Source organism: Flavobacterium aquaticum (assembly GCF_003259835.1).
Classification (GTDB): Bacteria; Bacteroidota; Bacteroidia; order Flavobacteriales; family Flavobacteriaceae; genus Flavobacterium; species Flavobacterium aquaticum.
Genome location: NZ_QLMI01000007.1, coordinates 120,657 through 144,886, shown reverse-complemented (window position 1 = coordinate 144,886; position 24,230 = coordinate 120,657). Strand labels below are relative to the sequence as shown.

Below are 24,230 nucleotides of genomic sequence, written 5' to 3'. Positions count from 1 at the left end.
AATTATTTAAAAGTAACACCAAACTTAGCTGCTTCGGCTTTTGCTTGCGGAATTAAAGCGGTTAATTCTTTAATACGTGTTTCGTTACTTGGATGTGTACTTAAGATTTCTGGTGGTGCTTGTCCACCTGAATTTGCCGACATACGTTCCCAAACTTTTACGGCGTTAATTGGATCATAACCTGCAATTGCCATTAATGTTAATCCAATCATATCTGCTTCACTTTCATGAGCTCGACTAAAAGGTAACATACCTCCTACTTGAGAACCTACTCCATACGCCTGCATAATTAAAGCTTGTGTTTGAGGATCTTTGTTACCAACAGCTACTTGAGTTCCAACAGCTCCCAATTGCTGTAAAAGTCCAGCACTCATTCTTTGTTGACCATGATTTGCTAAAGCGTGAGCCACTTCATGTCCCATTACAGCAGCTATTCCCGCATCGTCTTTGCAAATTGGTAAAATTCCAGTGTAAAAAACAATTTTTCCACCTGGCATACACCAAGCATTAACTTCTTTACTATCTACCAATTTATATTCCCAAGCATAATCCTTTAAATAATCTGCTTGATTATGAGCAGTTAACCATCTCTCTGATGCTGTTTTTATTTTAGAACCAATTGTCTCAATTCTTTTTGCATCGGCAGTACCTTTTATTACCTTATTTTCAGATAAAAATTGATTATATTGTTGAAAAGCCGATGGAAAAATTTGACTATTAGGAACTAATGCCATTGTACTTTTTCCTGTAAACGGATTCTTAGCGCATGATACAACTAGTATCAATATAGCAAATGCGATAAATTTAAATTTAAAATTCATGAGTGAAAATTTTTTACAAAAATACGATTTTATAGTTTAACAATTCATCCTTAAACAAATTTTGTACCAATTTACAATCTTAAGTAATTTAGAATTTAACTTTATTTTATTACCTTCATTTTACTACCCGATTTACATAAATTGTAACTTGCGCAAAATTTCAGATTATGCCCAAAAAGAAACAAAAACAATCACAAGTTATTGAAATACCTAAACCTATTTTATATATAGCTAAATTTCTCCAAGCTATTTCATCAAGTTTAACAATTAAATTTGCTGCAAAACTTTTTACAACTCCAATCCGCCATAAATTACCAAAACGTGAATTACACATGGAACGTGAAAGTGTTCAAAAAAGTATTATGGTTCCATCTATAAACAAAGAAATTGTAGTTTATGAATATGGAAAAAGTGATAAAATGGTACTTTTAGTTCACGGATGGTCTGGTCGCGGGACGCAATTGGTTAAAATTGCGGATGAGTTACTAAAAATGGGCTACATGACCATAAGTTTTGATGCGCCAGCACACGGAAAATCGAAAGGAAATTATTCCATTATGACCGAATTTATTGCTTCAATTTTAGAATTAGAAAAGCAATATGGTTCATTTGAATATGCGATTGGACATTCGCTTGGCGGTATGTCGGTTTTGAATGCGATTAAGCAAAATCTGAATGTTAAAAAAGCCGTTACCATTGGAGCTGGTGATATCATTCAAGATATTATTGATGATTTTATCAAGAAATTACAATTAAAACCAGAATACGGAATCAAATTAAAAGATCATTTTGAAAAACGTTTTGTCGGAAAAATGGATGATTATTCGGCCTACAAAGCAGCTGCTGAAATTAGAATCCCAGTTTTAATCATGCATGATAAAGAAGATGATGATGTTTCCGTTAAAGCGGCTTATCATATTCATGAACATTTACAAGGTTCAGAACTTGTAATTACCGAAGGTTTAGGTCATCGTAAAATTCTTGGTGATGATGAAGTCATAAAAAAGATAACAGCTTTTATTTCAAAATAAAAAAAGTCCTTCGGTTTGAAGGACTTTTGCTTTTTTAGAAGTTTGGTGACAAATTGTATTTTTTGTAGAAGTTATCTAACGCTTCCAATACCTCATCTTCTGTATCAACTACTTTGATTAAGTTCATATCTTCTGGACTAGCGTTTTTCATTTTGTCAATCATCACGTTTTTAATCCAATCTAATAAACCTGACCAAAATTCAGTTCCAACTAAAATAATTGGGAATTTTCCAATTTTCTTCGTTTGAATTAAGGTAACCGCTTCGAATAATTCGTCTAATGTTCCAAAACCTCCTGGCATAACCACGAAACCTTGTGAATATTTAACAAACATTACTTTTCTAACGAAGAAGTAATCAAAGTTTAAGTTTTTATCTTTATCGATATACGGGTTAAAGTGTTGCTCAAAAGGCAATTCGATGTTTAAACCTACCGAAGTTCCGCCTCCATAATGTGCTCCTTTGTTACCTGCTTCCATGATACCAGGACCACCACCAGTAATTACTCCGTAACCTGCTTTACTAATTTTGTAAGCGATTTTCTCGGCTAATAAATAATATTTGTCTTCTGGTTTTGTTCTTGCCGAACCAAAAATAGATACACAAGGACCAATTCTTCCCATCGATTCGTAACCATTTACGAATTCTGACATGATTTTAAAAATTGCCCATGAATCATTAGTTCTTATTTCATTCCAAGTCTTTTGCTTGAATTTCTCTTGAATTCTGTGGTCTTCGTTTTCGTACTGATCTGCTGCCATAATAATTTTAGTTAATTTGTTTGTAAACAAACTATTACGATTAAATAATAAAGTTTTAGCAGTGTTGTTGTGTGTAGTAATTAGGTTGCTAAGATAATTCTTTTTTCAAAAACTGCGCTGTATAACTTTTTTTATTTTTTACAATTTCTTCTGGAGTTCCTTTCGCAACGACTTCTCCGCCGCCTTTTCCTCCTTCGTAACCAATGTCGATAATATAATCCGATAATTTTACTACATCTAAATTATGCTCTATAATTAACACCGTATTTCCTTTGTCAACCAACTTATTGATGACATCCATTAACACGCGAATGTCTTCAAAATGTAAGCCGGTTGTGGGTTCATCTAGAATATAAAAGGTATTACCAGTATCTTTTTTAGAAAGTTCTGTTGCTAATTTGATACGCTGTGCTTCACCACCTGAAAGCGTTGTGCTTTGTTGACCCAATGTGATATAACCTAATCCAACATCTTGAATGGTTTTAACTTTTCGATAAATTTTCGGAATATTTTCAAAGAAATCTACTGCTTCATCCACTGTCATGTTCAACACATCAGAAATCGATTTACCTTTATAGCGAATTTCCAATGTTTCTCGGTTGAAACGTTTTCCCATACAGGTTTCACATTCTACATATACATCAGGCAAAAAGCTCATTTCAATCGTGCGAACACCTGAACCTTCACAAGTTTCACAACGACCACCTTTTACGTTAAAACTGAATCTTCCTGGTTTATAACCACGAATCATCGCTTCAGGCGTTTGCGTGTATAAACTTCTAATTTCAGAAAACACATCGGTATAAGTAGCTGGATTAGAGCGCGGTGTTCTTCCAATCGGACTTTGGTCAATGTCAATTACTTTGTCGATATGTTCTAAACCTTCAATTTTCTTGTAAGGTTGTGGTTTCTTAACTGCATTGAAAAAATGCGCGTTTAAAATTGGATACAACGTTTCGTTTATCAATGTCGATTTTCCACTTCCCGAAACTCCAGTAACACAAACCAATTTTCCAAGCGGAATTTCAATCGAAACATTTTTCAAGTTATTTCCTGTTGCACCAGATAATTTGATGGATTTACCATTACCTTCTCGACGTGTTTTTGGTACTTCAATTTGCATTTTACCATTCATGTATTGAGCCGTAATGGTATCTTCTTTCAACAATTCTTTTGGAGTTCCTTTACTAATAATTTGTCCACCAAAACGACCAGCTTTCGGACCAATATCAATCACATAATCGGCACGTTCAATCATGTCTTTGTCGTGTTCCACTACGATTACTGAGTTACCAATATCGCGTAAACTTTCTAAAGATTTAATCAAACGCTCATTATCTCTTTGGTGCAAACCGATACTTGGTTCATCTAAAATATACAAAACCCCAACTAGTTGAGAGCCAATTTGCGTTGCCAATCGAATGCGTTGCGCCTCACCACCTGAAAGCGATTTTGAACTTCTGTTTAGTGATAAATAATTCAAACCTACATCTAACAAAAATTGCAATCTCGCTGTGATTTCTTTTACAACCTCAACTGCTATAACTTTTTGTTTTTCAGACAAATGATTATCTAAATCTGCAAACCATTCGGATAATTCAGCAACATCCATTTGGACTAACTCACCAATATTTTTACCGTTAAGTTTGAAATATAATGACTCTTTTCTCAAACGCGTTCCTTCACATTCTGGACAATCGTTTTCGTCCATGAATTCTTTTGCCCAACGTTTAATACTAGCTGAATCGGAATTATCATATTGATTTTTAATGAAGTTAGAAATTCCTTCAAAATCGATTTTATAATCTTTGGTAATTCCCATAACCTTTGAAACGACTGAAAATTTTTCGTTTCCACCATACAAAATCATATCCATTGCTTCTTGCGGAATGGTTTCAATGGCATCGGTTATTTTGAAATCATATTTTTGTGCGATAATTTCCAATTGCTTGAAAATCCATGAACTTTTATATTCTCCCAAAGGAGCAAAACCACCATTTTTTATTGATGATTTTGGGTTTGGGATAATTTTTTGAAGGTTGATTTCATTCACAGTTCCTAATCCGTTACAACACGGACAAGCTCCTTTTGGAGAGTTGAATGAAAAGTTATTCGGTTCAGGATTTGGATACGAAATTCCAGAAGATGGACACATTAAATTACGACTGTAAAAACGCACTTCTTGGCTTTCTTGTTCAATCACCATCATGACATCTTCGCCATGATACATAGCGGTTTTGATGCTTTCTGATAGACGTTTATCAGTATCTTCTTCGTTATCAATTGCCATTCTATCGATTACGATTTCAATGTCATGCGTTTTATAACGATCGACTTTCATGCCGTATTCTAAATCACGAATTTCGCCATTTACACGAACTTTTAAGAAGCCTTGTTTGGCAATTTGCTCAAATAATTCGCGATAATGTCCTTTACGAGAACGAACAACTGGTGCTAAAATATTGATGCCTTTCCCATTAAAATCTTCTAAAATCAATTGCTTGATTTGTTCATCGGAATACGAAACCATTTTTTCTCCTGTGTTGTAACTGTAAGCATCAGCGCCACGAGCATACAACAAACGCAAGAAGTCATAAATTTCGGTAATTGTTCCCACAGTAGAACGAGGCGATTTGCTCGTGGTTTTTTGCTCAATAGCAATCACAGGCGAAAGTCCGTCGATTTTATCTACATCAGGACGTTCTAATCCACCCAAAAACTGACGTGCATAAGCTGAAAAAGTTTCGATGTATCTTCGTTGACCTTCCGCATAAATCGTATCAAAAGCCAATGAGGATTTTCCTGAACCCGATAAACCTGTAATAACTACAAGTTTTTCGCGCGGAATAGTAACGTCTATGTTCTTAAGATTATGAGCTCTTGCTCCAATAATTTCGATAGTTTCTTCTGTGTGTTGCATGTTTTTTTAAGCAAAACGCAAAGATACTGAATTGTAAACTTATAAACTAACTAAGTTGTCAGTCAAATTATATAGTTTGTTTACTTATAAAAATACCATTTAGAACCATCAAAAACAGCAATTGCTTTATTATAAGTATCATAACACATGGTTCCCGGATAAGGATTTACAAGATTTAAATGTGGTTGATCAATTTTTGGAAGAATAAGTGCTTTTGTTTGTGATTCTAGAACTAATACTCCATCAGCACTTGAGGAATTTGCTCCAATTATAACACCATTTCCAGTTTCTGGTGAAGTATTTAAATTAATATCTGATGTATCGCCAAGTTTTGGAGTAAGATTTTCCCAAACATTATTTTGCCTAATCTTAACTCTACCATTTGTATAATCGTATAAAATTGTTCCATTAGTAGCGGCACTTCCTGTTGGTAAACTAGTAACCGATGGAAGAATTATTCCTCCTTTAGCTGGGTTTTCAAAATCTAAAATACCATCGCCATCAACACTTGATTTTCCTATTCCAACTTGTGAAAAAATAAAAAATGGTGTTAGAATTAAAATTGTAATGAATATATTTTTCATAGCTAATAATTTAATCATTAATACAGGCTAACTTGATACAATTCCATGTAGTTCCGTTGTACAACTGAAAGCAATTTATAGAAGTATTATAAATCAACATTCCTTCTATTGCATTTAACGCATCGCGTTCAGTAGTTGTTAATCTTGTTATTACCAAACCTTTTGAGCTTGAATCTAAAACTAAAGCCCCGTTATTTATGTTGGTTAACCAATTTGAATCTATATTTTGAAAAGTTCCCATTCCAACTTTTGATGGATTTGGTGTTCCAATTAAATTTGGGTCATACTCACAAATACTTTTAAAACTATTCGCTTCTAAGTACACAACACTATCATAAGCACCATCACTTATGTCCATTACAATCAATTTAATATGATAGGTTGCTCCTGGTGTTAAACCTGTTTGTTTGGCCGTTAATATTCTAGTATTTCCGTTTAATTGAGTTCCATCAATAGTTCCTAAAAATTCAGCAGTTGTATTATTTTGAACCCAACTTGGATTCACAGAAGAACATCGACTAGCATTTGGAGCACCACCACTTGAACCTACAACTCCGTTATTTACAGAATTTATCGAAACTTCAGAACCATTATCTAATCTTGCTATGTTACGAGCATCGTTTGTGTACCCTGCTCCACCTGAAATTCCTGGTCCACTTATTAAAAATCCGAATTTATCATTAAAGGAAGAACACTGATAATTAATAAATCCACCATTATCTGAATATTCTTCAGAACCAAAAATATATCTAAAGGATACTTCTGAACTTTCTGGAACAAAATCAAATTCTAAAATGGCTGTGTTAAAGTAATTAAAACCACCTGAAAGTATATCCAAATCATTAATTGTAACCCCACAAGTTCCTGATTTTCTTACTTCGCCTGTAGTACATGACGTATAATTTCTACTCATTTGAGCAGCAGCCCCAGGATTTACACCAAGTGCCAGAGGAATTTCTGAAGTATTTCCTGTTGTTAAAACTACTCCCGATGAAAACCCCATTTGAGCTAAAGTAGTGGTTGATGTTGAAAAATATCCCACTTGGTATCGGCTTGAAACATTACGAACTCCACTAAAAGTAACATTTGAAATAACCACTCCACTACCTGTAGGAACCAAAACACCATCTACTAATTGAGTTGGTGTATAGGTAGCATTAGAAATCGTTATTTGACTAAAATGAATATGAAATACAAAAACAAAGAATAATAGAAAATAATTTCTTTTCATAATATCATTAAATATTTGGTTGGCATTTTTTTTTGCGTAAATTTATCTTTAAGAGCCGTTTTTTATTTTAAATGAGCTATCAAATATGTATTGATTTCAATAATTCATACATTTTTAAATTGCAAAACATTATAAATATGCTGTTTACTCTATTTTTTCCTATAATTATTTCTTTTTTAATTGGAGTATTATTACTCTTTAAAAAACACGATAAAGGATTTTCAAAAATAATTCTAGGGATATTTTTCTTGTTTTTTTCATTTGCATTATTTGCAATTTCATTAAATTTTTTGATGGAATTTTTAAAGTCTATAGCAACCGTTTTCAAGTATGTGGAAGTCTTTTTCTACCCAATAATGCTTTCATTACCCATTTTAGTTTTTCTCTATATTAAATCATTAGTACATAACCACGATGAAGAGTTTGGAAAAGATTTATGGATTCATTTCTTTATTCCAATTCAATCTTTACTTTTTAATTTAATACCTTTAATTTTTGACAGTAATGCTACAGATCTTACTAAAAAACTAGATTATACCAATTTCTTTTCACTAAAAGTGACTTTTATCTTAATGAATATTTACTATTTAATAAAAGCCTATAATGTGTTTAAGATGAATTCTAAAAGGATTAAAGAAGAATATTCGTATCAAGCTGGAATCCAATTTAAATGGATAAGCTTTTTTGTTTTGGGATATATCGTTTTTATAATTTGCTTTTTCGGGTTAAGCCCAAATGCATCCCCTTTTGTAGTTTATATTCCTTTTTTGATGATTAGCTTATATCTCTATTTTCAGAGATTTAACCAAAACTCCATTGAACTTCAATTAATTGACGAAAATTTTTCAAAAAAAGAAATCCAAAATGGATTACCCGAGCTAAAAAGAAAAGAAATTTTAAAAAATTTAGTGGCGTTTGTTGAAAAAAATGAAATTTATCTAAAAAAAGACTTAACCATTCATGACATTTCAAAAGAAATTAATATCAACAGTAGTTATATTTCTAATATATTAAATCAAGACCTAAAATGCAATTTTGTTACATTTATTAATACTTACAGAATTAATAAAGCAAAAGATATTTTACTTAGTAAAGAATATTCAAATTATACAATTGAAGCAATAAGTGAATTGGTTGGATTTAATTCAAAGTCTTCCTTTAATAATGCTTTTAAGCAAATATCAGGCATAACACCTTCTGAATTTAAAAAGAAAAACAAAGAGAATTAAGTTGTTATTTTAACAACCTAACTCTCTGTCTATTTGAAATGTAATCATTAATGGCTTTTTTTGTAGTAACCCAATTTCTTCCTTCTTTATAAGCATCAATTTTTCCTTGACGCGCTAACAAGCTAACATATTCTTGACTGTAGGGAGTATTAGGCTCACTAACAATATTAGCAATAGATTGATATTCATCATCATTATCACTTGGAATAGAAGTTAGATAAATATTAACAGTTCTTTCCAAAGCTTGACACATTAACAACGTTAACTTTTGATAGTTACCATTATTAGCCTGATTTAAAGCATCGTAATATTTTTTTCTATCATTTTTTAAGATGATTGCTGGCGGAAAACCTCTTCGCATAAGCAATAAATTCATGGCTAAACGAACCGTCCTTCCATTTCCATCAAAAAAAGGATGAATCCAAACTAATTTGTGATGAAAAATAGTGGCCAACTCAATGTCATTTAATTGCAATGGATTTTCATTTACAAATTGAATTAATTCATCTAACAAATCTGAAACTTTATTAGCATTTGGCGGAATAAAATTTGCTCCCGTGATTCGAACACCAGCATTTCTAATTCTTCCAGCAAAATCATCTTCTATTGTGCGCAAAACCAAACCATGTAGCGATAAAATATCGATACTTCTCAACACATAATCATCATTAATTATTTGATATAAATAATTAATCGCATGCTCGTGATTTTTAGCTTCAAAATGTTCTCGCAATGATTTTCCTTTCACGGTAATTCCATCTTGAAGTACCATTTGTGTTTCTCGAAGTGAAAGTGTATTTCCTTCAATACTATTCGAATTATAAGTCCATTCAATGGAAAGTGATTCTTTAATTTTTGAAATAGCCGAGTATGGAAGCGGTCTGTTTTGATTGAGCACAGCAAGTTTATCATACAATCTATCGAATGTTGATTGAAATTCTTCGCGATATGACAAATCGATATTCCACATAACTTTTTTATTTCACCACAAAGGTATTAATATCGGATAGGATAAAAAAATATTTTATCCGATATTAATATTTTTAACAATAAAAATTACATTTAAGAAAATAAATTTTAAAAATTTCTTAAATCCGTGTTCCAAAAAAATAAAATTGAATTCTGAATTTGTCCCGAAACTTCGGGATTGAACTTGTATATAAACTATTCTATAATCATCGATTTCAATCGCATTCTGTATTTTTCCAAAATAAGTTGTTTGTAAATGAATCCAAGGAAGATTCCATCTTTTAAAACTGGTAAGACTTTACAACCTGATGTATCAAATTTCTCCATAATGGTTTCTAAAGTTTCATCATAGAAAATAATTTCTTTTGGAGGTTGCATGACTTCATTTGTTGCTGTGTATTTTACTTTGAATTGCGAGAAAACAATTGGTCTGATTTCATCTAACAATATCAAGCCTAAAAGCGTATTTTTTTTATCCAAGACAGGAAAAATATCAGCATCTGATTGTTGAATTTTCTCAACTAATTCTTCCAAATTATTACTAGCTGAAATCGGTTTGAAATCGGTTTGAATTAATTTCGCCACATCAATAGAATTCAAAATATTAGCATCACGATTATCCGTAAAAACTTCTCCTTTATCAGCCAAATTTTTAATATCGAATGAATACGGTTCGAAACGTTTCGAAATCGCAAAACTTACTGATGAAACTATCATTAAAGGAACCATCAAATTGTAACCTCCTGTAATTTCAGCAATAAGGAAAATTGCGGTTAAAGGTGCATGAAACAATCCACTTAAAATCCCCGCCATTCCAACAAGCGTAAAGTTTCCAATTGGTAACTTGGCGAAACCAATTATATTGAAAAAATAAGCTACACAAAATCCCAAATACGAACCTACAAAAAGCGAAGGCGCAAAATTACCTCCATTTCCACCAGCGCCTAATGTTAAACTTGTAGCATAAACTTTAATCAACATGGTAGCACCAACAAACAATAACAAAATCCATTTTGAATCTTCGAAGCGCTCGAAAACCGTGTTTTGAACTAATCGTTCGGGATTACTGTCTGCTAAAATTTTAATGCTTTCATATCCTTCACCAAATAAAGATGGAAACAAGAAGATTAAAACTCCTAAAATTCCAGCTCCAAACAATGCTTTATTGATGATATTAAATTTTAATCCACTGAAATAATGTTCGATTTTTCTGAAAGTTCTAGCATAATTTATCGAAACTAAACCACTTAAAACTCCTAATAAAATATAATAGGGTAAATTGTGATAATCGAAAAATTGCACTTTTTTAAACGAAAACAAGATATCTTCATTCAACATAACCGTTGAAACCAAAGCACCCGTTGCCGCACTAATCATAATCGGAATAAATGCTGTAATACTGATTTCAGCCAAAACTACTTCGATAGCAAACAAAACTCCTGCAATCGGAGCGTTAAAAGCAGCACCAATTCCGGCAGCAACACCGCAGGCTAACAAAAGTGTTCTGTCTTTGTAACTTAAACGATAATTTTGCGCATAATTACTTCCAAAAGCAGCTCCAGTTATAGTAATTGGTGATTCTAAACCGGCACTTCCGCCCATACCAACGGTAAACGAACTCGTGATGATTTGGGCAAACATTTGTTTTCTGGGCATTATACCGCGCTTTTTGGCAACAGCATACATAATTTGAGAAGTTCCTTTTTCTATAGAACCATCCAAAACCTTTTTAACAATGATTACCGTAATAATAATACCAATTATTGGCAGCGTACTATTACTATAAGGAAGATGGAATACATCATCTAATCTTTGAGCCGATTTATAAACCCAATGCGCAAATGTTTTTAGAATAATTACCGCTAATGCCGAAGAAATTCCAACTAAAACACACGAAAAATAGATAAACTGTCGCGGTGTTAGTAGCGATTTCAAAAGAAAAACAAATCGCTCTAAACGTCGGAAGGTTTTGTGTGTAAACGTTTTTAAGGAAAAAGATTTCTTTCTTGGCATTGTCTTGAAGTATTTTACGAAGGTAAATCTTTAATCTGAAAAATGAAACAAAATTAGAGTAAACGTAAGGCTTCTTTTCTACTTAAAGGTTTCAAATTAGTAGAATTTACATAAGCTTCGACTCCATTTGGATTGAATCTACTATAATCGCGTAAAGCCCAACCGATTGCTTTTTGAATGAAAAATTCGTTGGAATCTTTGTGTTTTTCACATTCTGATTTTAAAATTTCAAAATTGGTTTTTTCTTTATAACTCAATTGAAATAAAATAGCACTTCGATTTAACCACATGTTTTCAGAATTTGAAAAACGTTCAATTACTTTTAAAGTTTCCGAAGGAAATTGCAACAAATAACCTCCTAAAATATATTTCGCAATCGTATCAACTGAATCCCACCAAGAATTGGTAATTATCATTTTTTCAATCAATTGAATATCCTCCAAAACAAAATTTTTCTTGAACTCTTTTAGCAATAAATCTATTGCTGTTTGATGAAATTCGCGTTCTTTCATTTGAAACAATTCCCAAGCAATTGCTTTAAAATTAGATTTAACTTCTAATTTATTTAGTTCATAATTTGATTTGAAAATTGATCGTCTATTCTCGGTTTTAATTCCAAAATAGGTAAAATTATTCTTCATGTAATTTTCCATCGGAATTGCCAATTCTCTATTGGATACTTTTCGAAAATCAGCTTCTAAATCACTACAAAATTTCATTGAGTTCTTTTAATTTTTGTTGGCACGAAAGTACTAATTCCTCGAAAAACTGAAAAAATTCCGATTCAAATTCGGTATAAAAATCTTGAATTTCCACAATCGCTTCTTGCATGTGTGCTCTGTGTTTGGTTCGATAATCCATCTGAAAAAGAATCATTTCCAAACCTGCGATGGTTGCATAACTTACCAGCCAATTTCGGCCAATCATATATGGTAACATTCCTTTTACTCTTTCGGTTAGAATTTCATAATTATCTTGCATCAATTGGTAAAAATCAGCAGCATAATCTTCTAGCTTTTCATTAGAATATTTACTCCAATTTTTCGCTAAGAAATGATCGTATGCAATATCCATAATCACACCCGAATAATGTCCGTATTTTTCGTGCAAACGATGTTTGCTTTTGCGATAAATTGGATGCGCATCTGTAAAACTATCAATATGTCGGTGCAATAAAATACCTTTTTGAAGTGAATTTGGATAATCTAAATACTTAGAACCTCGAATACTATCTGCCATGAAATTGCCAATTTTGACAAAATCATCTTCACCAGACAAATAAATATGAGCGAGAAAATTCATGTTGGAAAAGGTTAAAAGTTTATGTGCTTATAAGTTTAAAAGGATTGGTGATTTTGTTTACACATAATTATCAAAAGTAAATATATAAAAATCTTTCTAAATTTTGATGAATTCCAATTTCTAACTTTTTATATTTGTGACACAATTTGGTTTACTACTAAACTTTTAAACCTATAACTTTTAAACTAAAATAATGACATTAATAAAATCAATATCAGGAATTCGTGGAACCATTGGTGGAAAAGTTGGTGATAATTTAACTCCAGTTGATGCGGTGAAATTTGCTTCTGCTTATGGAACCTTTCTAAAACAAAACATTGCAAAAGATAAACTAAAAGTAGTCATTGGTAGAGATGCGAGGATTTCGGGGCCAATGATTCATAATTTGGTGGTGAATACATTAGTTGGATTAGGAATTGATGTTATCGATTTAGGTTTATCCACTACTCCAACAGTTGAAATTGCAGTTCCAATGGAAAAAGCGGATGGCGGAATTATCTTAACAGCTTCGCACAATCCAAAACAATGGAATGCTTTGAAATTATTAAATGCAAAAGGCGAATTTTTAAGCGGTGCCGATGGAGCAAAAATTCTAGAAATTGCAGAAGCGGAAGCCTTTGATTTTGCAGATGTAGATTCGTTGGGAGAAGTTACTGAGAACCATGCTTATATGGATATTCACATTGATGAAGTATTGGAATTGCCATTGGTTGATGCTGATTTGGTAAAAACTAAGAAATTTAAAGTCGTTGTGGACGGTGTAAATTCTTCAGGCGGCATTATTATCCCAAATTTATTAGAACAAATGGGCGTTGAAGTCGTAAAATTATACTGCGAACCAAACGGACATTTCCCTCATAATCCAGAACCTTTAAAAGAACACTTAGGCGATATTTGCAAATTAGTTGTTGAAGAAAAAGCGGATTTCGGAATCGTAGTTGACCCAGACGTTGACAGATTAGCTTTCATTTCAAATGATGGCGAAATGTTTGGTGAAGAATATACTTTAGTAGCTGTTACCGATTATGTTTTATCAAAAACTCCTGGAAATACAGTTTCTAATATGTCATCGTCTCGAGCTTTACGCGATATTACAGAAAAACACGGCGGAACATATCAAGCAAGTGCTGTGGGTGAAGTAAATGTGGTAGAATTAATGAAGAAAACCAATGCTATCATTGGTGGTGAAGGAAATGGCGGAATTATCTATCCATCATCACACTATGGCAGAGATAGTATTGTGGGTGCAGCTTTATTTTTAACGTATTTGGCTAACCAAGATAAAACGGTAGCTGAAATTAGAGCAAGTTTTCCTCAATATTATATGAGTAAAAACAAAATTGAGTTAACACCTCAAATTGATGTGGATAATGTTTTAGCTACGCTAACCGAAAAATACAAATCAGAGAACATTTCTACTATTGACGGAGTGAAAATTGATTTCCCAACAGAATGGGTGCATTTAAGAAAATCAAACACAGAACCAATCATTAGAATTTACACAGAAGCTCCAACACAAACAGAAGCCGATGTTTTAGCTGAAAGATTCGTTAAAGAATTAAAAGAAATAGCAGGAATATAAAACAAAAAAGGTCAGATTTAAATCTGACCTTTTTTATTATCTACCGTTTCACTTACCATTATTCCCCTTCCCTTTTCCTGGGTGACCATTACCTTTATTGTGTTTATGGCCGTGATGGTGGTTAACTTTGTGTTTTTTTACTTTATATTTTGTTTTATGCGAATAATTATAACGTTGTGGTCTATCGCCATAAAAATCCAATTCAATTTGGGCACTTCTACCTAAATTAATTCCAACAAAAATTGAAGGAACTTTTACACTTACCGACCATTTTCCGTTGTTGAAATAAATGTAATTTCCTCTTTGGATATCATAATACATATTTTGATCAGGAAAGTAAATATGTCTTGTTTTTGCTCTATATCCATGAGCTGGAGCCCAAGGTGGTGGCCCTTGCGAAAAAACGTCTGTTGGCACTACCAACATAAATACTAAAATTAATACCCCAAAAAGCGTTGCTATTCTGTTTTTACTAGTTTCCATAGTGATTAAATTTAATAATTATTTGTATTAATAACCCAATAATACTGCCAAAATTATGCTTTTAGGAATTTTTAACTCATTTTAACATTTCTTCTAAATAGAAAAAAGTCTATTTCACAATGATTTTTTTGGTACTACTTTGAACGCCATTTGTAACTTTAACCAAGTACATTCCGGCATTTAAATCTAACTTAACACGTGTTTCGTTTTCAAAATTTTCTGTCTGAAGTAACTGTCCCGTAATCGTATAAATTTCCACTTTTGAACTTCCTTCTAAACCAGAAACAATTAAATATTCTGAAGCTGGATTTGGATAAACAGCTACTTTATTTTCAATTGGAGATTGAGTCGATAAATTAGAAAACCAAGGTTGTCCAAAATTAGCTCCGAAAATATAATCCGCTAAGTTAGGATGATCAATAAATGGATTTCGATTCATTTGCCAAGTGTAGATGTAATTATTACGATTCATTTCAAAATCATCACTTGGATCTGCAGTATTCCATGTTAAAAGGGATGCTAAGTCGCCCATAATTTGGTTTCCTGATGTATCTGACGGATTTCCATTAACTAAATTTAACCCATTATATCTAACCGCCATGTAGAACAATGCTCTTGATACATCGCCTCTCCAACTCCCTTGATTTCCAGTTGGTCCATTATAATCAGAACCATAGTCTTTATTACTTCTTGTTGAGTTTTCTACTCCATCTTCTGCTCTTAAGTGATGTGCATCAGCGTGTCCTGCTAAAATATCATTAGCATTTGTTGGTAACCAAACATTTATTCCATCTGCATTAGATGAAGTTCCTCCAGAAAATCCACCTCTTGATTGCGGAAAAATATGCTCTCTATTCCAAACTCCAACATTACTTGAACCTGTTTGATAATCTAAAATTGGCTTAGGACTTTCAACATACATTTGCCAAACCTGATTAGAATTTAATGGATTCTTATCTGCTTCTTTTAGAATAAATTCAATATCACCATAATTATGAGCCCTAACAACTGCTGGATTAGCAATGATATCCTGAAGTGCTTGTTTTAGTGAACTTCCAGACAAACCTTCTAACGAATCATAATATCCAACTGGAATAGAAGGAACTACAATTCCGTAAGTAGGATTTAAAGGTGTTCCAAATGCTTGAACTACAAAATTTGCATCATATACTCTGTAAATAATATTATTATTGTTAGCAACATAGCCCGATGAAAGTGGTTGAAAAACAAATTTCATTTCTTCATCTCCTTCATCTAAACCATCATCAATTATTGTTACATTAGCTTGTCCAGTCGATTGTCCTACAGGAATAGAAACATTCAATACTCCTGAAAAATCAGCCAAATTAAAATTTCCATTATTCAATGTGAAATTAAAAACTAAAGGATTGTCTTGAACAGGCTGACTTGTTGTGAAAATAAAATTAAAACTATTGCCTTCATTTATCAAAGAAATAGAAGTTGTTACTGAAATATAATTAAAAACGGTACCACTTCCATCATTATTTACTCCAGGGGTTGGCAACTTAACTTCATAAGTTCCGTCATTTTTTCTTTGAATAGAATGAGTTTCAATATTTGAAGTTGCGTTTTCATTAGTAAAAACAGACAAGCCTAAAATCGTCATTAAATTTGATGGAGGAGTATTATTATTAGAATATGCTAATGCATGAATCAAATTATTTGTTGTAGCTAATGTTCCTGTAGTACTTGTATACGGAAAATCGGTGGCATTCCCTAAATACAAAGCAACAACATCTGGACCATTTTGTATTTGTTCATTTGGTATATTTCCTACAGGAGAAGGAGCAACCAAATTATTTCCAAAATGAATTATTCCGTTTACATCAGTTACATATCCATCTAAGTCAATTGTATAATAACTTGATGAATTTGTTTCATTAAAAAAAACTAAAACATAACCATCTAAAGGAAAATTAGGTGCGGTTGATTTTAACTCAACAAATTCTAATTGATCAAAACTTGGCGTGTTAGAATCTATCTCATTAATAACCACTTGGCCATGAGAAAACATTCCTAAAAACAGGAATAAAAGGGGGTATAATTTAGGGGGCATAAAACTAATTTTATCAAAAATACGAATATTAAATTAGAAAAAACTCAATTTAACATCCATTTCAATAAATTTTAAGCCATTTTTAAAGCTACTGTACGAGTATTTTTATATTTTGCACAATTTTAAAGCAACTTTTTACTTTATTTGTCATCTAACATAAAATCAATACATTCAATTTGAAATTTCTAATCAAAATAGTATTTTTAATATTTCCAATTCTGATTTTTTCTCAGCATTCTTCAAAAATGACTGTGAGAATTAATACAGAAGCGAAAACCCTTATGGTTAATCAGGTCCTTACTTTTAACAATACGAGTAACGATACTTTAAAACATGTTATTTTAAATGATTGGAACAATGCCTTTTCTTCTAAAACTTCAGCTTTAGCAAAAAAATATTCCGACGAATTTGTAAGAGCTTTTCATTTAGCTAGCGAAAAAGAAAGAGGCTTTACAGTAATAAAAACAGTTGTAGATGCTAACTATCAATCCGTTAATTGGATAAGACCAAATGAGAAAGTAGATTTGGTTAAATTAGAATTAAACCAACCTATTTTACCTTGTTCAAAACAAACTTTCACGTTAGTTTACGAAGTAAAAATTCCAGATGCTAAATTTACTCGCTATGGTTATGATACAAACGGAAAAATTATTCTAAAAAATTGGTATCTAAATCCTTCTCGATACGAACACAAGCAGTTTGTACAAATTAGTAATGAAAATTTAGACGATATTCCAAATGCTTTTTCCGATTTTGAAATTGAAGTTGAACTTCCAATAAATCATAATTTAGCTAGTAATTTATCTGAAATCAATACTGTTGAACTTGAAAACACTAAAAAAACACTATTAAATGCAAAAAATAAGAGTGAAGTAATTATCACTATTCAACCAAACAATTCTTATCAAACCTATAAAAACGAAATTATTGAGGTAAGCTGTGGTCTTGAGGATAAAAGAGTTAGTGATATCGACAAAGCCATTATTTTTGATAAAGTAAGTCGCTTTACGGCGTCAAAATTAGGTTTACCACTTACCTCTAAAATTTTAATTTCTCAAGAAGATTATGCTCGTCAACCTTTTTATGGATTAAATCAATTACCTAGTTTTTTAAGTCCGTTTTCTGATAATTTAATGTTCGAATTGAAGTTTCTAAAAACCTATTTAAACAACTATTTAAAAGAAAATTTAAACTTAAATCAAAGACGCGACTATTGGATTTATGACGGAATTCAAATGTTTATCATGATGCAATATGCTGATGAATATTTTCCAGAATTAAAAATGACTGGTAATGTTGCAAATTTGAAAATCTTAAAATCATACCACTTTATTAATTTAGATTTTAACCAACAATACAGCTATTTGTATATGTTGATGGCTCGAAAAAACTTAGATCAACCTTTAAACGAACCTAAAAACCGATTAATAAAATTCAATGAGCAAATAGCAAGTAAATACAGAGCTGGTTTAAGTATAAAATATCTTGATAGTTATTTAGGAAACAATATTGTTCACAATACTATCAAAGAATATATTCAAGAAAATCAGTACTTAGGAACTAATTCACGTCAGTTTGAGACCGTTTTAATCAAAAATAGTCCAAAAGACATCGATTGGTTTTTCAGAACAGTCATAGAAACTCGCGATTTAATTGATTATAAATTTGGAAAAGTAACAAAAACCGAAGATTCGCTTTCTGTAAATATTATCAATAAAACCAATACAAATGTTCCTATTTCATTATATCAATTAAAAGATGATCAGGTAATTAATAAAATTTGGTTAACCAATATTAAAACCGATTCCACAATCGTAATTCCAAGAATGGGTGCCGATAAATTAACTCTGAATTACAATAACGAAGTTCCAGAATACAACTTAAGAAACAACTGGAAATCATTAAAAGGTTTTTTCTTTAATAATCGTCCTTTTAAATTTATTTTCTTCAAAGATTTAGAAGAGCCTTATTATAATCAAATATTTTTTGTACCAGAAGTAGAATTTAATATTTATGATGGTATTGCCTTAGGAATGCGAATCAACAATAAATCAATCCTAAACAAACCATTTAGTTTTAGCGTTACACCAATGTATTCAAGTAATACAGGAACTCTTGTAGGTAAATTTTCTGCTTTTGTTGATGACAATATTCGCGAAAAAGGTAAATTATACAACATTCGATATTTAGTAACTGGAAGCAGATTTCATTATACAAAAGACGCTTTCTATACTTACTTTATTCCTGTAGTACAATTTAAATTTAGAGATGAAAATTTAAGAACAAACAAAAACGAGTTCATCCAATTAAGACAAGTATATGTAAATCGAGATAAATTAGAGTCAGTAACCGATTCAAATACGGAAAATTACAATATTTTTAATTTTAAATACGGAAATTACCAATCAGAAGGAACCAAACATTTTTCTATTTTAAACGATTTACAAATTTCGAATTCCTTCGGAAAAGTCGCAACCGAAGTACATTATCGCAAACTATTTAATAACAACAGACAAATTAGCTTACGCCTTTATGCTGGTGCCTTCATGTTTAAAAGTACTAATTCCGAATTTTTCAGTTTTGGGTTAGACAGACCAAACGATTATATGTTTGATTATAATTTGTTAGGACGAAGTGAAACCACCGGAATTTACAGCCAACAATACGTTTATGCTGAAGGTGGATTCAAGTCTAAATTAGATACAAGATTTGCCAATCAATGGATGACCACTATAAACGGGACTTTCAATATTTGGAATTGGATTCAAATTTATGGCGATGCCGGAATGTTTAAAAATCAATACACTAGCGCAAAATTTGTTTATGATTCTGGCTTACATCTTAATCTTGTTCCTGATTATTTTGAATTGTTCTTACCTGTTTATTCTTCAAATGGTTTTGCATTAGATGATGTTAATTATGGACAACAAATTCGTTTTGTAGTAACATTAAGCCCAAAAACATTAGTTTCACTCTTTACTAGAAAATGGTTTTAATAGGTTTTTATTAATTTATTTGACAATTCAACAATTAAAAATCGTTTTTTAATGAATTCATTGCGTTTTTCAAATCAAATCTATTGATAATTTAATAATAATTAAAAAAATATCATACTCCCTATTGTTTTATAACCGGTTTTAATTAAATTTGTTTAATTATCAATTTCGTTTAAACGGCTTATGAAAACAGCAACAACATCGGAAGTAGTTTCTTTTGAAGATTTCAAAAAAGAGGTCATCAACGATTATAAAATCGCCCGAATCAGTAGAGAATGCAGTCTTCTTGGAAGAAAAGAAGTGCTTACAGGTAAAGCGAAATTCGGAATTTTTGGCGATGGTAAAGAAGTACCACAGTTAGCCATGGCAAAGGCGTTTCAAAATGGAGATTTCCGTTCTGGATACTATCGTGACCAAACGTTTATGATGGCAATTGGTGCTATGAATATCGAGCAATTCTTCGCTGGATTGTATGGCCACACCGATATTAATTTTGATCCAATGAGTGCTGGACGTCAAATGGGCGGACACTTTGCAACGCATTCATTAGACGAAAACGGAAATTGGAAAAACTTAACCCAACAAAAAAACTCGAGTTCTGACATCTCTCCCACTGCTGGGCAAATGCCTCGTTTATTAGGATTGGCTCAGGCTTCAAAAATATACAGAAATGTTTCTGGTATCAACCAAACTAATTTTTCTGAAAACGGAAACGAAGTAGCTTGGGGAACTATCGGAAATGCTTCCACTTCTGAAGGATTATTCTTTGAAACTATCAATGCTGCTGGTGTTTTACAAGTACCAATGGTAATGAGCGTTTGGGACGACGAATACGGAATTTCGGTTCATGCTCGTCATCAAACAACTAAAGAAAACATCTCTGAAATTCTTAAAGGTTTCCAACGTGATGAAGAAAACAACGGTTACGAAATCTTACGTGTTAAAGGTTGGGATTACCCAGCTTTAGTAGAAACGTACCAAAAAGCATCGCAAATTGCACGCATAGAACACGTTCCTGTTTTAGTTCACGTACAAGAATTAACACAACCGCAAGGTCACTCTACTTCTGGAAGTCACGAACGTTACAAAAATGCAGAACGTTTGGCTTGGGAAGCAGAATTTGACTGTTTAGCTAAAATGAAAACTTGGTTAATCGAAAACAATATCGCTACTTCAGAAGAATTAGAAGAAATTGATAATCAAGCTAAAAAAGACGTTTTAGAAGGTAAAAAAGTAGCTTGGTCAAACTTTACAGCACCAACAAAAGCAGAACAACAAGAATTAGTTGGTTTGTTGAATAATATCGCTTCACAAAGTGAAAACAAAGTATTTATAGAGAAAATTGCTAATGATGTTGCGTCAATAAAAGAACCAATTCGTAAAGATATTTTAGTTGCAGCTCGTAAAGTGTTGCGCATGATTATCAAAGAAAATTCTCGTGCTACTTTAGCTACTTGGATTGAAAATTATACGGAGAAAATCCAACCAAAATTCAGTTCACACTTATTTTCGCAATCGGATAAAACGGTTTTAAAAACCAAAGAAGTAGCTCCAACTTACGATGCAACTGCAGAAGATGTGGATGCACGTTTAGTATTAAGAGACAACTTCGATGCTATCTTCTCAAAATATCCAGAAACGTTAATTTTTGGTGAAGATTCAGGAAACATTGGTGACGTAAACCAAGGTTTGGAAGGCATGCAAGAGAAATACGGAGAATTACGTGTTGCCGATGTAGGAATTCGTGAAGCTACAATTTTAGGTCAAGGAATCGGAATGGCAATGCGAGGATTACGTCCAATTGCCGAAATTCAATATTTAGATTATTTGTTGTACGCTATTCAAATCATGAGTGATGATTTAGCAACGTTACAATACAGAACAGCGGGTCGCCAAAAAGCACCGTTAATTATTAGAACTCGTGGTCACCGTTTAGAAGGCGTTTGGCATTCAGGTTCGCCAATGGGAATGATTATCAATGCCATCAGAGGAATTCACGTTTTAGTTCCAAGAAACATGACCAAAGCCGCAGGTTTTTATAACACTTTGTTAGAAACTGACGAACCTGCATTAGTAGTTGAATGTTTGAATGGTTACCGTTTAAAAGAAAAAATGCCAACGAATTTAGGCGAATTCAAAACACCAATCGGAGTAGTTGAAACGATTAAAACTGGAACTGACATTACTTTAGTTTCTTATGGCTCAACTTTACGTTTGGTTGAACAAGCAGCAAATGAGTTAGAATCGGTTGGAATTAGTGCAGAAATCATTGATATTCAATCGTTATTACCTTTCGATATCAATCACGATATTGTGAAATCGGTAGCGAAAACCAATCGTTTATTAGTAATTGACGAAGACGTTCCTGGTGGAGCAAGTGCATACATTTTACAAGAAATTGTGGAGAATCAAAATGCTTACAAACATTTAGATAGCGCACCTCAAACATTAGCTTCAAAAGCGCACAGACCTGCTTATGGAACCGATGGTGATTACTTCTCAAAACCTTCAACAGAAGACATTTTTGAGAAAGTATATGCGATTATGAATGAGGCAAATCCAACAAAATATCCAAGTTTATATTAAAAAATTTGTTTATTCGAAAATTAATTAGAAATATTTGCAACATACAATTAAGAAAATGATTTTAATTTTAAACAATACTTGGTGGTGGTCTAACTTACGTCGAACTTCGTGAGCGAAACCTGCTATAGTATCATTTAAAACCAAATACATAGAAAAGGCTTGTCAATCACGACAAGCCTTTTTTTATTGCCAAAAATTCAAAATCAAATGAAAAAATATAAATTACATACCAACTACAAACAAATTCTTGCCGACACCATTACGCCAGTGAGTGTTTACTTGAAAATTCGTGATAAATTTCCGAATAGCATTTTGCTAGAAAGTTCTGATTATCATGCGAATGACAACAGTTTTTCATACATCTGTTTCAATCCGATTGCTTCTATAAAAGTAGAAAATCAAAAAATTGAAACGAATTTTCCAGATGGGTTTTCAGAAATTATTCCAATTGATACTGATGTAAACGTGGCTAAAGAAATCGAGAATTTCTCTAATCAATTCCAAACCGAAAAGTCAGATTTTAAATTCATTACACATGGATTATTTGGCTATTTAGCTTATGATGCGATTCAATATTTTGAGAAAGTTTCGATTGCAAAAAAATCAAAGGAAAACGAAATTCCAGAAATCTTTTACGCTGTTTATCAAAACATTATCGCAATTAATCATTTCAAAAATGAAGCGTATTTATTTTGTCATAGTTTTGATGGAAGCAATAATATCGCTGAAATTGAACAATTATTACAATCGAAAAACTTTGCTTCCTTTTCGTTTCAAAAATCAGGAAATGGAACTTCTAACTTAACTGATGAGGAATTCAAAAACTACGTTTCGTTAGCCAAAAAACATTGTTTACGTGGCAATGTATTCCAATTGGTCTTATCTAGAAGATTTTCACAAGGTTTTAAAGGCGATGAATTCAATGTGTATCGTGCTTTACGAAGCATCAATCCTTCTCCGTATTTGTTCTTTTTCGATTACGGAAATTTCAAAATATTCGGTTCATCACCAGAAGCACAATTGGTAATCAAAAACAATTTTGCCGAAATTCATCCTATCGCAGGTACATTCAAACGTACCGGAAACGATGAACAAGATGCCGAATTAGCTAAAAAATTAGGGGAAGATTCAAAAGAAAATAGCGAACACGTCATGCTAGTCGATTTAGCAAGAAATGATTTAAGTCGAAGTTGCCATGATGTGAAAGTAGAAAAATACAAAGAAGTGCAGTTTTTCTCTCATGTAATTCATTTGGTTTCAAAAGTATCAGGAAAATTAAAAGAAAATCATACTTTTATGGAGTTAGTTGCGAAGACTTTCCCAGCGGGAACATTAACCGGAGCACCAAAAGTAAAAGCCATGCAATTGATTGAAAACATCGAAAAAACCAACCGAAGTTTCTACGGCGGCGCCATAGGTGTATTAGATTTTGAAGGTAATTTCAATCACGCGATTATGATTCGTTCCTTTTTGAGTAAAAACCATACACTACATTTTCAAGCTGGAGCCGGAATTGTTGAAAGTTCAACCGAAGAAAACGAAATGCAAGAAGTGTACAATAAGTTAGGTGCTTTACAAAAAGCTTTAGATTTAGCAGAAAACATATAAAAAGTTTTCAAGTTTCAGGTTTCAGGTTAATTGGAACT

The 24,230-nt window shown here is 32.2% G+C and carries 17 protein-coding genes; 6 read left to right on the top strand and 11 right to left on the bottom strand.

Annotated elements, in window-relative coordinates:
* Window positions 1-2: 2 nt before the first annotated feature.
* Complete coding sequence (locus tag B0I03_RS11470; protein ID WP_111567576.1) at window positions 3-821, bottom strand: M48 family metallopeptidase; 819 nt, start codon at window positions 819-821, stop codon at window positions 3-5.
* A gap of 167 nt (window positions 822-988) precedes the next feature.
* On the opposite strand from B0I03_RS11470, the gene B0I03_RS11465 reads away from it, so the two are divergent.
* A complete protein-coding gene (locus B0I03_RS11465; RefSeq protein ID WP_111567575.1) occupies window positions 989-1,852 on the top strand; it encodes an alpha/beta hydrolase in 864 nt (287 codons plus the stop codon).
* Window positions 1,853-1,886: 34 nt separating this feature from the next.
* On the opposite strand, the gene B0I03_RS11460 is transcribed toward B0I03_RS11465, so the two are convergent.
* The 4 genes from B0I03_RS11460 to B0I03_RS11445 form a co-directional block, all read right to left on the bottom strand.
* Entirely contained in the window at window positions 1,887-2,612 is a 726-nt protein-coding gene (locus tag B0I03_RS11460; protein ID WP_111567574.1) for an LOG family protein, read from the bottom strand.
* Window positions 2,613-2,700: 88 nt separating this feature from the next.
* Window positions 2,701-5,532 carry an excinuclease ABC subunit UvrA gene (gene uvrA / locus B0I03_RS11455; protein ID WP_111567573.1) on the bottom strand — a complete coding sequence of 944 codons (2,832 nt, stop codon included), beginning with the start codon at window positions 5,530-5,532 and terminating at the stop codon, window positions 2,701-2,703.
* Between the two features lie 80 nt (window positions 5,533-5,612).
* The gene (locus B0I03_RS11450; RefSeq protein ID WP_111567624.1) at window positions 5,613-6,116 is read right to left on the bottom strand and encodes a hypothetical protein; all 504 of its coding nucleotides are present in this window, start codon (window positions 6,114-6,116) and stop codon (window positions 5,613-5,615) included.
* A 10-nt stretch (window positions 6,117-6,126) separates the two neighbouring features.
* Entirely contained in the window at window positions 6,127-7,347 is a 1,221-nt protein-coding gene (locus tag B0I03_RS11445; protein WP_111567572.1) for a choice-of-anchor L domain-containing protein, read from the bottom strand.
* A gap of 137 nt (window positions 7,348-7,484) precedes the next feature.
* Between B0I03_RS11445 and B0I03_RS11440 the strand changes: the two genes are divergently transcribed.
* Window positions 7,485-8,576 carry a helix-turn-helix domain-containing protein gene (locus B0I03_RS11440; RefSeq protein ID WP_181452388.1) on the top strand — a complete coding sequence of 364 codons (1,092 nt, stop codon included), beginning with the start codon at window positions 7,485-7,487 and terminating at the stop codon, window positions 8,574-8,576.
* Window positions 8,577-8,580: 4 nt separating this feature from the next.
* Here B0I03_RS11440 and B0I03_RS11435 read toward each other — a convergent pair whose 3' ends face one another.
* From B0I03_RS11435 to B0I03_RS11420, 4 genes are all read right to left on the bottom strand, one after another.
* The gene (locus B0I03_RS11435) at window positions 8,581-9,546 is read right to left on the bottom strand and encodes a Fic family protein (RefSeq protein WP_111567570.1); all 966 of its coding nucleotides are present in this window, start codon (window positions 9,544-9,546) and stop codon (window positions 8,581-8,583) included.
* A gap of 194 nt (window positions 9,547-9,740) precedes the next feature.
* Window positions 9,741-11,558: a chloride channel protein gene (locus B0I03_RS11430; RefSeq protein WP_111567569.1), complete on the bottom strand. Its 1,818-nt coding sequence runs from the start codon at window positions 11,556-11,558 to the stop codon at window positions 9,741-9,743.
* Window positions 11,559-11,611: 53 nt separating this feature from the next.
* Window positions 11,612-12,277, bottom strand: a complete 666-nt coding sequence (locus B0I03_RS11425; RefSeq protein WP_111567568.1) for a DNA alkylation repair protein — start codon at window positions 12,275-12,277, stop codon at window positions 11,612-11,614.
* Window positions 12,264-12,860 carry an acyl carrier protein phosphodiesterase gene (locus tag B0I03_RS11420; RefSeq protein ID WP_111567567.1) on the bottom strand — a complete coding sequence of 199 codons (597 nt, stop codon included), beginning with the start codon at window positions 12,858-12,860 and terminating at the stop codon, window positions 12,264-12,266. The genes B0I03_RS11425 and B0I03_RS11420 overlap by 14 nt, the downstream gene beginning before the upstream one ends.
* 193 nt (window positions 12,861-13,053) lie before the next feature.
* On the opposite strand from B0I03_RS11420, the gene glmM reads away from it, so the two are divergent.
* Entirely contained in the window at window positions 13,054-14,442 is a 1,389-nt protein-coding gene (glmM, locus tag B0I03_RS11415; protein ID WP_111567566.1) for a phosphoglucosamine mutase, read from the top strand.
* A 48-nt stretch (window positions 14,443-14,490) separates the two neighbouring features.
* Here the strand turns inward: glmM and B0I03_RS11410 are convergent, their stop codons facing one another.
* Both B0I03_RS11410 and B0I03_RS11405 read right to left on the bottom strand, forming a co-directional pair.
* Window positions 14,491-14,925 (bottom strand): hypothetical protein, encoded by a 435-nt coding sequence (locus B0I03_RS11410; RefSeq protein ID WP_111567565.1) that lies wholly within the window; start codon window positions 14,923-14,925, stop codon window positions 14,491-14,493.
* A 109-nt stretch (window positions 14,926-15,034) separates the two neighbouring features.
* The gene (locus tag B0I03_RS11405; protein ID WP_111567564.1) at window positions 15,035-17,002 is read right to left on the bottom strand and encodes an endonuclease; all 1,968 of its coding nucleotides are present in this window, start codon (window positions 17,000-17,002) and stop codon (window positions 15,035-15,037) included.
* 245 nt (window positions 17,003-17,247) lie between these two features.
* Between B0I03_RS11405 and B0I03_RS11400 the strand changes: the two genes are divergently transcribed.
* From B0I03_RS11400 to B0I03_RS11390, 3 genes are all read left to right on the top strand, one after another.
* Window positions 17,248-19,998: a gluzincin family metallopeptidase gene (locus B0I03_RS11400; RefSeq protein WP_245903030.1), complete on the top strand. Its 2,751-nt coding sequence runs from the start codon at window positions 17,248-17,250 to the stop codon at window positions 19,996-19,998.
* Between the two features lie 183 nt (window positions 19,999-20,181).
* A complete protein-coding gene (locus B0I03_RS11395; protein WP_111567562.1) occupies window positions 20,182-22,584 on the top strand; it encodes an alpha-ketoacid dehydrogenase subunit alpha/beta in 2,403 nt (800 codons plus the stop codon).
* A gap of 207 nt (window positions 22,585-22,791) precedes the next feature.
* On the top strand, window positions 22,792-24,192 hold the full coding sequence (locus tag B0I03_RS11390; protein ID WP_111567623.1) for an anthranilate synthase component I family protein: 1,401 nt from the start codon (window positions 22,792-22,794) through the stop codon (window positions 24,190-24,192).
* Window positions 24,193-24,230 lie beyond the last annotated feature (38 nt).

What these genes read in the sequence shown, in the direction of transcription:
- B0I03_RS11470 (WP_111567576.1), bottom strand. Translation starts at nt 821, where the DNA reads ATGAATTTTAAATTTAAATTTATCGCATTTGCTATATTGATACTAGTT.
- B0I03_RS11465 (WP_111567575.1), top strand. Translation starts at nt 989, where the DNA reads ATGCCCAAAAAGAAACAAAAACAATCACAAGTTATTGAAATACCTAAA.
- B0I03_RS11460 (WP_111567574.1), bottom strand. Translation starts at nt 2,612, where the DNA reads ATGGCAGCAGATCAGTACGAAAACGAAGACCACAGAATTCAAGAGAAA.
- uvrA (WP_111567573.1), bottom strand. Translation starts at nt 5,532, where the DNA reads ATGCAACACACAGAAGAAACTATCGAAATTATTGGAGCAAGAGCTCAT.
- B0I03_RS11450 (WP_111567624.1), bottom strand. Translation starts at nt 6,116, where the DNA reads ATGAAAAATATATTCATTACAATTTTAATTCTAACACCATTTTTTATT.
- B0I03_RS11445 (WP_111567572.1), bottom strand. Translation starts at nt 7,347, where the DNA reads ATGAAAAGAAATTATTTTCTATTATTCTTTGTTTTTGTATTTCATATT.
- B0I03_RS11440 (WP_181452388.1), top strand. Translation starts at nt 7,485, where the DNA reads ATGCTGTTTACTCTATTTTTTCCTATAATTATTTCTTTTTTAATTGGA.
- B0I03_RS11435 (WP_111567570.1), bottom strand. Translation starts at nt 9,546, where the DNA reads ATGTGGAATATCGATTTGTCATATCGCGAAGAATTTCAATCAACATTC.
- B0I03_RS11430 (WP_111567569.1), bottom strand. Translation starts at nt 11,558, where the DNA reads ATGCCAAGAAAGAAATCTTTTTCCTTAAAAACGTTTACACACAAAACC.
- B0I03_RS11425 (WP_111567568.1), bottom strand. Translation starts at nt 12,277, where the DNA reads ATGAAATTTTGTAGTGATTTAGAAGCTGATTTTCGAAAAGTATCCAAT.
- B0I03_RS11420 (WP_111567567.1), bottom strand. Translation starts at nt 12,860, where the DNA reads ATGAATTTTCTCGCTCATATTTATTTGTCTGGTGAAGATGATTTTGTC.
- glmM (WP_111567566.1), top strand. Translation starts at nt 13,054, where the DNA reads ATGACATTAATAAAATCAATATCAGGAATTCGTGGAACCATTGGTGGA.
- B0I03_RS11410 (WP_111567565.1), bottom strand. Translation starts at nt 14,925, where the DNA reads ATGGAAACTAGTAAAAACAGAATAGCAACGCTTTTTGGGGTATTAATT.
- B0I03_RS11405 (WP_111567564.1), bottom strand. Translation starts at nt 17,002, where the DNA reads ATGCCCCCTAAATTATACCCCCTTTTATTCCTGTTTTTAGGAATGTTT.
- B0I03_RS11400 (WP_245903030.1), top strand. Translation starts at nt 17,248, where the DNA reads ATGACTGTGAGAATTAATACAGAAGCGAAAACCCTTATGGTTAATCAG.
- B0I03_RS11395 (WP_111567562.1), top strand. Translation starts at nt 20,182, where the DNA reads ATGAAAACAGCAACAACATCGGAAGTAGTTTCTTTTGAAGATTTCAAA.
- B0I03_RS11390 (WP_111567623.1), top strand. Translation starts at nt 22,792, where the DNA reads ATGAAAAAATATAAATTACATACCAACTACAAACAAATTCTTGCCGAC.